Origin of the sequence: Paenibacillus sp. 1-18, from assembly GCF_000520755.1 — a bacterium.
GTDB classification, from domain to species: Bacteria; Bacillota; Bacilli; order Paenibacillales; family Paenibacillaceae; genus Paenibacillus; species Paenibacillus brasilensis.
In genome coordinates this window covers 18,314-31,039 of record NZ_ASSB01000358.1, presented here as the reverse complement: position 1 = coordinate 31,039, position 12,726 = coordinate 18,314, and the positions used below count along the sequence as shown (strand labels likewise).

General features: G+C 36.8%; 9 protein-coding genes and 2 pseudogenes. 3 read left to right on the top strand and 8 right to left on the bottom strand.

The window, feature by feature from the left end:
- Positions 1-460 precede the first annotated feature (460 nt).
- The 7 genes and pseudogenes from L693_RS0124045 to L693_RS0124015 all read right to left on the bottom strand — a co-directional run.
- Entirely contained in the window at positions 461-2,290 is a 1,830-nt protein-coding gene (locus L693_RS0124045) for a DUF2357 domain-containing protein (RefSeq protein WP_025720647.1), read from the bottom strand.
- The gene (locus L693_RS0124040; protein WP_025720645.1) at positions 2,280-4,259 is read right to left on the bottom strand and encodes a hypothetical protein; all 1,980 of its coding nucleotides are present in this window, start codon (positions 4,257-4,259) and stop codon (positions 2,280-2,282) included. Before L693_RS0124040 ends, L693_RS0124045 begins: the two co-directional genes overlap by 11 nt.
- Positions 4,256-5,536, bottom strand: a complete 1,281-nt coding sequence (locus L693_RS0124035) for a hypothetical protein (protein ID WP_025720643.1) — start codon at positions 5,534-5,536, stop codon at positions 4,256-4,258. The genes L693_RS0124040 and L693_RS0124035 overlap by 4 nt, the downstream gene beginning before the upstream one ends.
- 545 nt (positions 5,537-6,081) lie before the next feature.
- Positions 6,082-7,131 (bottom strand): hypothetical protein, encoded by a 1,050-nt coding sequence (locus L693_RS0124030; protein ID WP_025720641.1) that lies wholly within the window; start codon positions 7,129-7,131, stop codon positions 6,082-6,084.
- A 423-nt stretch (positions 7,132-7,554) separates the two neighbouring features.
- Complete coding sequence (locus tag L693_RS0124025; RefSeq protein WP_025720639.1) at positions 7,555-8,079, bottom strand: VOC family protein; 525 nt, start codon at positions 8,077-8,079, stop codon at positions 7,555-7,557.
- Between the two features lie 51 nt (positions 8,080-8,130).
- Positions 8,131-8,757, bottom strand: a complete 627-nt coding sequence (locus tag L693_RS0124020; protein WP_025720637.1) for a type 1 glutamine amidotransferase family protein — start codon at positions 8,755-8,757, stop codon at positions 8,131-8,133.
- A gap of 118 nt (positions 8,758-8,875) precedes the next feature.
- Positions 8,876-9,511, bottom strand: a pseudogene (locus L693_RS0124015) (helix-turn-helix transcriptional regulator); the annotation flags it as partial.
- Between the two features lie 28 nt (positions 9,512-9,539).
- Here L693_RS0124015 and L693_RS0124010 point away from each other — a divergent pair.
- Together L693_RS0124010 and L693_RS0124005 are read left to right on the top strand one after the other, a co-directional pair.
- Complete coding sequence (locus tag L693_RS0124010; protein ID WP_025720636.1) at positions 9,540-9,767, top strand: hypothetical protein; 228 nt, start codon at positions 9,540-9,542, stop codon at positions 9,765-9,767.
- A gap of 152 nt (positions 9,768-9,919) precedes the next feature.
- Positions 9,920-10,279, top strand: coding sequence for a putative zinc-binding protein (locus L693_RS0124005; RefSeq protein WP_025720635.1), 360 nt, complete (start codon positions 9,920-9,922; stop codon positions 10,277-10,279).
- Positions 10,280-10,585: 306 nt separating this feature from the next.
- Here L693_RS0124005 and L693_RS31715 read toward each other — a convergent pair.
- Positions 10,586-10,770, bottom strand: a pseudogene (locus tag L693_RS31715) (TetR-like C-terminal domain-containing protein); the annotation flags it as partial.
- A 251-nt stretch (positions 10,771-11,021) separates the two neighbouring features.
- On the opposite strand from L693_RS31715, the gene L693_RS0124000 reads away from it, so the two are divergent.
- Positions 11,022-12,527: an alpha/beta hydrolase family protein gene (locus L693_RS0124000; protein WP_025720633.1), complete on the top strand. Its 1,506-nt coding sequence runs from the start codon at positions 11,022-11,024 to the stop codon at positions 12,525-12,527.
- The last annotated feature ends 199 nt before the right edge of the window (positions 12,528-12,726 follow it).

The window sequence follows — 12,726 nt, the reverse complement described above, 5'->3', positions numbered from 1 at the left end:
TTCGTTCTGTTACATCGCCAAGTTGATATTGCCATAGGTGGTATTGTCTTTTTTTGATCATACGTTTCCTCCGATATTTTTATTTTCTGCTATACGTAACAAATGTTCCTAAACATTATATCGAATATACGTTTGTATTAAAAGGCTTATTTCGGAAAAAATTTCCTTGAAGAGAGAGAAGTTCATGTTCTAAATACAGCGTGAAGAAGCAAGACGAGAAGACCCAGCATCTGTTGCTGGGCCTTGGAATTTGAGAATTTTACTGTCAACTTGATAGAATCTTAAAAAATCAGTACAAAAGGATTTTTCCGCCCACTCATATGGAAGCAAAAAGAATGTGAATTGATGATTTTCAGGCTTTATGTCCACTCAAGTACATCAGAAGTTAATTCATATTAACTAAATTTTATTAGCATATTAATATTCTTCTATTAACTTAGATGATAATTATCTAATTTCACTAACAATATTCTGATTTACTTTCATTCAACCAATTTGCAAACTCTTGATATAGTTCATCATAACCGATCATTTGATCTTTGTTTAAATCAGGAAATAGTTGGATAAAAACGTAAGGGAAATCCTCCGTCTTTACCTGTGCTTCTGTATCTCGCGAATAAACGCATAAAACACTGCTTATAACAGATCTTCTACGACTTTGAACGGTATGTTCACCTCGGTAAAAGATATTTTGGTATTTGGATAACTGAATAGCTACAATACTTGTAAAGGCATCACTGAATAACGATTTGTATTTGCGATGCTTCGCATCTAAAACTAGCATTGAAATAAAGACATGGTGCTCACCTTTTTTATACAAGTCAATACGGATATCTGGTTGAATCAATTGAGAAGCAAAGAAATCATCATTATAAACTTTTGCATCTTCCCTCAGATGAATCACCTTATCATACCAAACATGAGCGACTAAATCTTCATTTTCCAGTTCGATACAAAATCCTGAGTCTAGCTCCTGTAATTTTTCTAAGTCACACGTATCACTTATACCAAAGCCATACTTCTGAAGCATACTGACAACTTGAAAATAAACAAACTGCTCATAGATTTTCCATGTTGGCTTTAGAATTTGCACTACATGTTTAGAATTTCCATCATCAAAAATTGATTTTTTACAATCTACATATAATTCGTAAACATCCCTATAATTTCTGTTTTTTAAATGTATTCTTTTTCTTATCAGTTCAACTTCCTTTAAATTAGTTGATGTGAGAATGAAAGTTAATCTGCCAATAATATTATTAATCAATTTTCTCCATTTTACTAATATTGCAATTTTGCGCTCTGCACTTTTTATGTCATCAGAAAGTCGGAAAATTGTAGAATGCAATGAATCTTTGGATGCCTGAGAGATCTCTCTTTCGTTCCAAAGCACTGCTCTTCGCTGTTCCCTTTGAAGTTTCTCTTCTTCCTTTGAATGAATAATCATTAATTCACGCTTATAATCTTCTTCTAATTCCTTTTCTATATTTAACATATCATTTTTCCATGAAATAAGAATATGCTTAATCCATCTGTTTTCAGGTATATTTACAGACAACACCTTTTTTTTATTCAATTCCATAGATGTTCCACGTATAGTTTTCCAACGCAAGCTCTTATGATCTGTCTTTTTCTGATATAAATTTGGAACATAATCTGTGATTACTTGTTCAGGTATGCTTCTTTGCAACCTAGAAAGAGTTGAGACTATTTTTTCTTTTTTATTCACCAAGGTAAGAACATAATCGTAATATGATTTTGATTTAAGAACTAAATAATCACTGCTAGTCGATTTTGAAGTATACATAAGTTCATAACAAATACCTTCAACTTCTTTTTCTAGTAGCAGATGCAAGTGTTGTACTTGGTCGATACTCAAATGAATTGGCGCGACAAAAATGCCAGAAATATAACTTTTATTTTGATAGTGAACCTCAATAAAATAAACGCCCATTCTCCACGGAAACTCTCGTTTACTTTCATTTTTATATAAATAATCATTATTATTTCTTTGACTTATCGGCACAGTGAACAATATCTGTTGTCCTATTTCATCGTACGTACTTGTTTCAATTACCACTTTAGCATTATAGTCAAAATTATGTCCTTCTTTTGAATATAATCGAACACCGATCTGTACTCCTTCTTTGACTTGGATTAGATTTCGAATAGAATTAGCCGCTACTTCCTGATGTCCGTCCCAAAAATCAGTTACATTTTTAATTTGATGTTCTTGATTTCCAGTAAAGAATTCCAATACAAACGGCAAAGCATCGTCTTTATAATACATACCCGTTCCTCGTCAGTTCTTTGGCTTTCTGAAATAAAAAATTTAGCGAAGTTTTAAATTCAGCTTCATCAGTTCTTTCTTCCATTAGAAGTCTAGCTATAAGTCCTTGTTGATAGCGATTACTCTCAAGTTCAAAAGTACCAACCAACTCTTGCATTTGTTCGCGATGCCCACGAATTTTAGTTAAAATACGTTGTTTAATTTGGTAATCAAAAGCGGTCTGCCTTGTAACCAAAGGGTTGCCATCATAATCACAAGGAATATTAGACAAATATTTCCCGATACCCTTTGCAGTCCTAAAACTTACTCCTATTTGAGAATCATACTCACGTATTAGATCATGCAAACTATCAAGCAATGAAATTTCAGTTTCCTCTAGATGTTCCTCTTTGTTCATCCAGTCATTCCGGTATATATTCCGGTTAACAGTAGTTTCCCTATCATATTCATTATTGTCTTTTTCTTTAGCAACATAGGCTTCCCCAAATGTTAATTTTTCTAAAAAGATTACATTCATTCGATCAAGCATACGATTTGAGAAGTCTTTGGTCGTTTCATCAAAGTTTGCTGTACCTACAAAGAGTATATTATCATTTATAGGAATTCCACCTTTTAATTTTCTATTGTAACAAACAGCATCTTGACTGAAAATTTGCAGTTTCCGTTGTTCTTGGGGAAGCTCCAGCAATGAAACAAATGGACTGAAATAGTGCTCTACTTGTCCTAAATTCATCTCATCAAAAAGCACCATAAACAGTTCGGTTTTTTCCTCATTAGCTCGTTCAAGAAATGAAACAAGCCCTGTTTCACTTTCCATAAAAATACCCAACTGATGATTTAAATATCCAAGAATATCTGTTGGTTCCGTATAAGAAGGAGAAATGGGGACAATTAATAAATTTTTATCTTTTTTAAGTCCAAGTGCTTTAGCATAAAGTAAAGCAAGCTGAGTTTTACCTGTTCCACTCATTCCACCAAGAACAGCCATATTTCCAGTCTTTAATGCAGTATGGAAATTAATCAAAGCTTCCTCTTCTTGATATATGAGTCCTTCTTCTAATGCCAATCCTTTTAACCTTTCGATAAAGTCAACTTCACTCAAAGTCGTATTTTCCTCAATACTATAACCTTTTTTCCTATCTTTTTCTTCTTTTCTTATTGTTTCTTGCTGACCAATTGAAGAACCATGTGTATTAAAATGATCTCGTAGTTTTCCGGCAAATTTTGCAGATATGAACCCGAGTTCACGATATGCACATTTAATTTCATCCCAAAATTCAGTGAACTCGCTTAATGGCAATTTTTTGATAAGCTCAGGTTTCGTTGCATAATATGTAGTCATATTCTGAGCGCTAGATTGGAGAATATCTTGTTCTGGAATAAAATACAAAAAACCATCACAAAGAATAAACTCTGGTATTTCCATATGATTTGGATAATCCACAAGCTGAATTGGTGTATTTTCCATACATGCTTTTTCAAATCGAACAGCAGGTACTCCTTTTTTCACCTGAGGAATAGTAATGTAGTCATTAGCGTCTACTTTATCGTCGGAAACCAAAACAATTTCGAAGTTATAATGATATCTATGTCCGGTGTTATCATTGCGATTTGACAATTTTGGTTTAAATAAAATTAACTTTCCCGATAAATGTTCTCTTAAAAACTGCACTTTATCCGGCTGCTCGTAATATTTTATACTCTGTAAGTATCTACTATTGCGATCATCAAAAGAAACATAACATTCTTTCGGCTCTTTTCCTAAACTATTTAATATCTTAGGCTCATCACTTACAGCCTGTAAATAAAATACTATTATACAGTCATTTCTGTGACTTTTTGTAACCGACCTTCGGTCTTGTCCTAACGGTGGTATAATATTAGGGTCAGAATCATCTGCTAATCTCCCCAATATATAGCAATTATTTATCTCTCGTTTAGTTTTATCATTAATTTCAATTAGCGTCATAGTTCGTATTCCTCCATGTCTTCGTCCTTAAAGATATCTATATACTGTCTAATTAATTCGAGATTATCACTGTATTCTTCAAAATTAAAACCACTTTGTAAAAAAAAATGTCTGATATCTACCCATTCTCTCGTATTTGTAAAACACCTTCGGTCAATGAACCATATTTTGTCCTTTAGATTATTTATACTTCCATTTTGCTTCTCTTGTAACAAAAATTTTTTCGTAAAAGCGTTCTTCTTAAATAGCGTCTTTATTTGGATATCTGTCGTGTCTGTTATTATTACAGCCTGATTGATTTCTGGTACTAAAACATCCATTATGTGTTTATATTCGTTTAATACCACTAATTCACGTTCAATTCCTCTTCGTTCTTCCTTTAATCTTTCAACTTCATCATCCTTAATCTGCAACTTGTATTTTATAACTTCTAATTGTTCTCCAATTTCATTTGAATGAGCGGATAGTTCGTGATTTAACTTTCTTTCTAAATCCAACTGGTTGTTTAAATTTTCTAATTGATTCTCAGAAACGGAATGATCCATTAGAATATGATCTAGCTTTTCTTGAGCATACCTCTCTTTCTCCTTTTCATACAGTCGATAAACTCCATATTTAAGCTGCTCAAAGCCATATAAGTGTACTAATAAAAACATTCCAATAAATCGTTTGACTTGATCTAAACCTGTGACATATGCCAATCTAAGATCATCGGATTTATTCTCTAGATTTTTTTTGATTTCATCTAGATGTTTATTTTCTCCAATTTCATGAATGAAATTAGTATAATCCTCAATTTTCGGAAATTCTTCTTCCTGCATAAGCAGTTTAATCGTCAAGTCCCTAGTTGAAAATAATCCAAAAAAGATATCTCTTCCTTCTACTGCATTAGTTTTTATATGATCGTTATATTCTCGATAATTGTCTTGAAACCATTGGTGCAATAGTGCCAACTTTTGGTATGGTTTTAGTGATGGATGTACACTTATTCCAAGCATAAATTTGTTAATATCACTTTTATTTAAATCAGTCGTCTCATGTTCTACTTCCTTTGTTATGCGTTCATAAAACAAATGAATCGGTACTTTCCCTCTTGAAATTTTTTTGGAACCAATTCCTTTTGCAAGTGCACTATAAACGAGTTCCCTTATTTGTTCTACCGATCTGCTCGATAAATAATCTTTACGAAAACCATTAATGTTCAAATTAAATAGGCTGCATATTTGAAGCATGTCAGATTTAGACATTATCTTCGGCAGCCACTCACTTTCATGCATACATTATATCTCCTTCTTCTTAAAGTGATACATTTTCCATCTGATAAGAGGAATTTTAGAGAAATACAAAACATATACGGATTATATAAATTATGCTATGTTATGAATAATATTTTTTCCAATTCATTATGTCTTCTTTCTACATATTCTTGACCTCCTCACAAAAGGACTATATACCTAATAAAAAATCTCAAAAAAATATTTCCCTACTAAAATCTGCATAAATCTTCTTTATTCCTTAAACTATAGCATATATAAGGAGATATATGGAACAAAAAAAGCCCTTGTTTAATACCAAGGGCCTAATTTAGAGTATGTGCACAATTTTTGTGAATTCTAGTTTAATCCCGATTAATGAAGCTTATTTAAAATGCTCTATACCACCACCGTAGACGCCACTCGTAAATGGAGGTTCGTGAAGGATATGTCCCTCCAGCTCTCTGTCTTTTTTCCTATTGACTCGGTCATCACTCACGCTAGAATAACATTTTCTCTTAGTAGAACTCATGCTTAAAAGGATTTGACAGAGCCCTCTGTAACCTTATTTATCTAATAAGCTTCTCTATTTTTTCAAACCATACAGTTTCCCATAACATCATCGAATGTTCCTCAAACCATTCGGACCATGATGCAGGATTTTTCTCAATAACTCGATTATTATTCTCATGCATTACTATTTTATAAATTAATCTTTTTACAACCTCAAATAAACTCCCTATATCCCCCTCAAATATCTCTGAGAGATCCCACCATTTACTCATACTTGGATGTCCACCAAAGAAATTCCTTAAATCATATAGCCGAGTAAGTAAAACTTTTTCAGACACAGTCATTCCAAATGCATTTAAAGTTAATTCTCTTTGATTATTTGTTCCATTGATGCTCATACGCTCTCTTGCATATTGCTGTATAACATCCACTGTCTTATCCAGAGAAGTAATAGCTTCCTCATCGAATTGCCCATCATATAGCTTGCAGGCATTTATGTAATTAAAGAAGATTCTATGAATAAACGGGTCTAGAGCATTTATTTTATTTACCCAAAAAATTAGACTTCTTTCTCTTGCTCCATACTCATAATGAAATCTTATCTTAGTTTCTCTCATAAAAGCTAAAATAAAATCATCTTTTACTCGTTCATCTTTAGGAATAGTGAGATTATACAGACTATCGCCTCTAAAATCACATGAACGACCATAAACGATATTTAAGGAAGACATCACATCAACCATACGACTTCTAGCAACATATTGAGAAGCAAAATGAAAAAACCATGAAATAGCATCATAAACGTACTCATCCTTGCAGATTTTACTAAGTCCTTTATCCCAAGAGGGCATTAGCACGCCGACAAATAAACTTTCACGTTTATCATTGGGTGCAACTATAAGTTCATCTGAGATAAGACTAAAATTTAAATTTTCGGAATCAACAAGATTTCTTATCATTATTTGCACTCTACTATCACAGTCGGTAATATGATTATTTAATACCTGAGTCAATGAATTAGTAAACTTATTAATACTATTTAAAGGAACGTTAGCTTGAGCCCATTGACAAAATTTACTCTTAAATTTGTTTGTATTTTGATGCATTTAGGTTTCCTCCATGAAGTACTATATTGGAGTAAGATTTATTGAATAATCCCAAATTAAATTATAACAAAAAACCCCTTACATATATTAGGAAGGATCGCCCTAGTACCGATTGCATCTTTTATATTAGTTTCTCCTGACAACATTGAACAGCACTTCTCGTATCCCTTGTGAATGAAGATAATATATGTTCCCGCACTCAACCCTAAAGCGTTTTTTTGAATGCAGGAACATATTCAAGTTGCTCTTAATCCCTTGTGCATCACTGCTTCTCATCTCGATATATACTACCACGCACTCCACGTACCCTGTGCGGTGATGATAATTGCCGTATTATCCTCCAACTATTTTGCACCAGAATTTCTATTACATCATTTCAGCAGATGGCCACTTTTAATAATTTCACAAAAAAAGTTATTGCATTTATTCTCCACTAAAGCTTTTGGCCCATTCAGCAACCCTACGACTACTTTCTTCTTCTGACAAATCCTCGATCCTAGTCATAATAGACCATCTTACTCCAAAAGGATCCAATATACTTCCGAATCGATCACCTGAAACAAAGTTTGCAACCTTTTCCCTTACTTTTGCTCCTCTTGCTACCGCATTTTCAAATACCTGATCAACATTCATTACGTAAATTCCTAAAGAATAACACGCATTGTCTCCATCTGGCGGCAAGACCAATTGATATGCCGGATTCGCTGCTCCCAATTGCAAAAAACCATTTCCAAAATCTAATTCCGCATGAACAATGATTTTATTGCCATTCTCATCAGGATATTCGGTAATATCCTTAACCCTTGCATTGAAAACCGTTTTATAGAACTCTATTGCTTCAGAAGGATTCTTCACTGTTATAAATGGGGTAATAGATGTAAAACCGTTGGGTATTCCATTCTTTGTATATCTTCCTGACACTCCCATATATTCTCTGCTTTCAGTCATTTTTACTCCTCCTTTAAATGATCGTAACAGTTCAGTTTTATGCTTATACCTTTATTGGATTGAATTCATCAACTCATAGTAATATTTGGATGCGCGAGTCTTATTTAGACTATACCACGCTTCTAATGTTTTAGAAGAAAACACACCCAGAGCTTTCAAAACGTGTACGGAAAATTCCAACGGAGCTGTTCCAGATGCAGTGATCAGTTTTCCATCCGTTATAGCAGACTCCATTTTGTAATATTTTTCGCCCGTGTATGTGGGACAGGTCATTTTGAGGTATTCCAGATCATTGCTTGTATGCCAACGTGAATTCAGCAATCCTGCCTGGGCAAGTCCTATGGTAGCACCACAAATCGCAGCAACCCATATACCTTCCTCTAAACACCTCTCAACGATTTTTAAAATCGGTTGGTGAATGGTTTCTGTCCATGTATTTCCACCGGGTAAAATCAATGCATCCGTGCTTTCAATACTGCACTCATCCAGTTTGATGTCAGGCAGGATTTTCAATCCGCCCATGGTAGTTACAGGGGACTTCTCAATTCCCACAGTAACTATTTTGGATGGAATCAGCCCCTTTTTATAATATCTTCCCGAGTTCAGTTCGGCAGTTAAGTAACCTATCTCCCAGTCTGCCATGGTGTCAAATACATAAAGATATACCGTACTATTCATTCACAAGTTCTCCTTATTTTATAATTTATCAAGTGATACCAACCCTCGGTAATCCATGATTATCCTCATTATAAAAAAGCTTCACTGACATCTGCTGTCAGTGAAGCTTTTAACGTTGTTAATATTCCATTAACTCCGACGCAACAGCAACAAGCTTTTTCTTCAAACTCTGTGGTTCGATGACTTGAATGGATTTCCCGTAGGGTAGAGTAAATAAGGGACATAGGTATGAAGTGATTTTTCATCAAGCAAAAAGATGGCTTGATTGGATGTCCGCTCTTTCAGATGATGCCCCAAAAGCCAATGCAGGCATAAGTCATCCAATGCCTCTGACCTGCCTCCGATAATTAAAGAAATTAAACCGTCCTTGCCCACTAAATCAGGCAACAGATTTTGCATAAAAAATACACGAGCCGAAAAAGCCTCGGGACGCTTAAATATGATTGGAGTACGCTTGATTTGTAGAATCCGCTCTGCCCGAAAGCTACGGATCTCATTTCTTAGGTGGCAAAATGCAACAGTATACCATTTGTTGTTCCAGTAAACCATTCCATAGGGGTCTATCCCCCTATTTTTGAGTTGTTCTTGATGGCTTGTGCGATAATCCATTTCTACAGAGAATTCGTTGGCTACAGCCTGCTCCAATTCTGCCAATACCGGCTGAAGAGAAGGATCTCCCATGCGGTTTATAACTTCAAATCCGGCTAAATGACGGCTAAGTATACTTTCCTGCTCTTTGATTCGAATACATTACGTATGATTTAGAAGTGGGTTTATATAAATTGGCTTTGGGTACTCCCAAGATGTTGCCCCATGCAAAATTTTGGACAGAGAGAATCCATCGGACACTTTTAAATTCAAAGGATTTATTAATTTCTTACGGTGAGGCTTTGGAAAAATTCGAAAGTCCGACTAAACAGAGAATCAAAGAAATTTTAATGGTGATTAAGGAAGACGATCCAGATTTATATTTAGATAAGGCTAATTCTCTATTAGAAAAATTAAGCTAAAAAGGGGTATCTGGCGGATTAGTATACACACAGTTAGCCCTATAATAGATTTTGAAAAAATGTGTCGTGACCACGATCACGGTTTAGTCTGTAAATTTAAGGTTAAAATTACCGTGATTGAACACAAAGAAAAAACAGGGAAGTGTACAAAGATGAAAAGAACTGATTTACCTCTTGTTTATTCATGTTCTGGATGTTCCTCCGCAGCACAAACCGCTAACATGATCGCTATAAAAATGGATCGTGAAAAAGTCGCTGAAATGTCCTGCATTGCTGGTGTTGGTGGGGATGTCAAACCACTTGTCAGAACAGCAAAATCGGGACGTGACATCATTGCAATTGATGGCTGTCCCTTGTCCTGCTGCAAGAGTTGCTTAGCAAGGCATGAGGTTCAACCCAAACATCATTTCCTGCTGTCTGACTTTGATATACCCAAAATAATAGGAGAAGATCCTAACCCCAATCATTACAGGAATGCTTACACACAAATCTTAGAGCAAATTGGACAATAATTCTTTCAAGGTGTTGCGACAGTGTACAGTAAAAGTGTTACTGGCGTAAGCATCAAATAGCCCCCACCAGTTTCAACTAGATGAGGGCTATTTGATGCTGAATTATGATTTAACAAGTTAGCGGAAGTGATGCTGACCGAGGTAACAGCTTGTCCCAAGCTCCTGGATGGTCGCCGGAAAACCAATCGATTGATCTGGTTCATCCTTCGCAAGCGGCCATGGAGCAAATCGCGAAGATTGTATGCTGCGATCGAAAAGACCCCGGTGACGGGGTCTGTTTTCTATGTCCAACTGTAATTAAATATGTCAACATCCGTTGGCCATAACATGCGGCGGATGGGGCATTCCTTTCCGGATCCACCACTCAATTACCCCTACATAACAGCATATCGCAACATAACATCTTCACTTAAATCCGCATTTCTTCCGCTGTCTCGGTCAATCTCGCCTTTGAATCCTTCCATAAACGAAGCAAGAAGCCGAGTTCTGAAAATCATTGTAGCGGAGATTGGAGGGATGCAGTCATTAGTTGCTTATCGCAAAGAATTGAGCTGTCTTTATAATTGTGAAACAAACAACCCCGGCCGAAAGGCAGGAATCATCACATTACATGCCGTTTTCTGCGCCATCGTCGCGCAACCTTACAAGAGTGTAAGGCAATTGTCATCTAGATCAATGGTATCAACCTAGCTGCTCCTCTATACTAATCCATTGATAGGATTATTTTTAAGGGGGAGTTGGCGTGAGGTTTTTTGAAATGCTGCTATTCTTTTCAAGTGCTTGTTTGTTGGCACTCCTGTTCATTTTCAATCAACGTATCCGAAGATCAGCTTTGCTCCTGACAAGCGGAGCAGGCTCCATTTTTTTAGTGATACATTTGCTTGTCGAAGGATACAGGGTTCAGCTTTTATTTTTATACGGATTTACGATCCTGATGCTTATGCTTTCGCTTATAGACGTTTTCATAAGGCCGAAAGTCGTTCGGACTGCCTCGCGAATCCGTAGGGTGCTGGGCCGCCTTTTTATCGTGATTGGGCTAATCGCAACGGGGTGCTTCCTCTATGTGTTTCCCGTATTCGACTTTCCGGCGCCAACCGGCGAGTTGAAGGTAGGCACGCAAGTCCTTCATTTCATCGATCCAAGCCGGGAGGAGACATTTGGCAAAACCGCGACAGGCAAGAGGGAATTGATGGTTCAGGTATGGTATCCGGCTCAAGCTGGCACTGGCAAGTATGCTCCCTTTATTCCCGATACCCAGATTTTACGTTATATGGCCGCGAACTATGGCCTTCCCGGGTTTACTTTTCAACACCTGAAGTACGTATCCAGTCATGCTTATTTGGGGGCCGAAGTCTCTTCGGCACAGACTTCATACCCGCTGATCCTTGCGAATCCCGGCAACGGCTCTTCCAGGTTCCTCCACACGTCGCAAGCCGAAAATCTCGCGAGTCATGGATATATCGTGGCAGTGATTGACCACACCTACAATACATTTGCAACCGAGTTTCCGGACGGTCGAATCACGACCAGCACAACCAACGACTTATTCTCGCCCGACCATGATTACCGGACGGAAAGCAGAAACCGCGACAAGTTGGGAAAAGTTTTAACCGGCGATGTGGCGTTTGCGCTGGACCAATTCGAGCTCATCCAATCGGGGCAGATTCCAAGTCATCTAAAAGGAAGGATTGATCTCGGTCATGTCGGGGTATTCGGTCATTCCATCGGCGGAGCGACGGCCTATGACGCTTCTTACGATCCGCGAATCGCGGTTGGAATAGACTTTGATGGAGGACTTTATCGACTGCGTGACAGAGAGGGTCTGCGAAAGCCGTTTTTGTTCATCAACTCGGAAAGCTATTTTGAAAAATTAAAAATGGTGATGGATAACCGGGTCTACACGGATGCAGAGCTTAACCGTATGGGATCAACAAGAGAGTGGGAGGATCAAGTAACGGAAGATAAAAAGTTGGAGCTTGAACGGATGCGCGAAACGGTCGACGAAGGGGGGCAAGTCCTCTATATCGAAAATACGGAGCATTTGAATTTTGCCGACGTACAGTTCATTTCTCCGATTTTCAAAATGCTGGGCATTACAGGAAAGATTGCGCCCGAAAGAGCGAATTCCGTTATCAATGCCTATATGCTGGATTTCTTCGATATGTATCTGAAAAATCAAGGCGGAATCTTAATGAAAGGACCGGATAGCCGCTTTCCGGAGGTGAAGTTCGTAACCTCGCTATTTTAAAATACGGAACAGGCTACCGATTTTGATATGCCCCCCTTCAAGTAGACAGGTTTAATAAATAAACCGCTACTTGAAGGGGAGCTTTCCTTTGTTTAAGAAGAACGAATACAATGCGATTGAGAAGCTAGCCATCATACAGGAGTTAAAAGCAGGACAGAGCAGCCGTGTGGAAGTAGCAAAAAACATAACATCAGCGTTA

Excerpts from the sequence above, each read along its gene's own strand:
- L693_RS0124045 (WP_025720647.1), bottom strand. The coding sequence starts at position 2,290 with ATGTATTATAAAGACGATGCTTTGCCGTTTGTATTGGAATTCTTTACT.
- L693_RS0124040 (WP_025720645.1), bottom strand. The coding sequence starts at position 4,259 with ATGACGCTAATTGAAATTAATGATAAAACTAAACGAGAGATAAATAAT.
- L693_RS0124035 (WP_025720643.1), bottom strand. The coding sequence starts at position 5,536 with ATGCATGAAAGTGAGTGGCTGCCGAAGATAATGTCTAAATCTGACATG.
- L693_RS0124030 (WP_025720641.1), bottom strand. The coding sequence starts at position 7,131 with ATGCATCAAAATACAAACAAATTTAAGAGTAAATTTTGTCAATGGGCT.
- L693_RS0124025 (WP_025720639.1), bottom strand. The coding sequence starts at position 8,079 with ATGACTGAAAGCAGAGAATATATGGGAGTGTCAGGAAGATATACAAAG.
- L693_RS0124020 (WP_025720637.1), bottom strand. The coding sequence starts at position 8,757 with ATGAATAGTACGGTATATCTTTATGTATTTGACACCATGGCAGACTGG.
- L693_RS0124005 (WP_025720635.1), top strand. The coding sequence starts at position 9,920 with ATGAAAAGAACTGATTTACCTCTTGTTTATTCATGTTCTGGATGTTCC.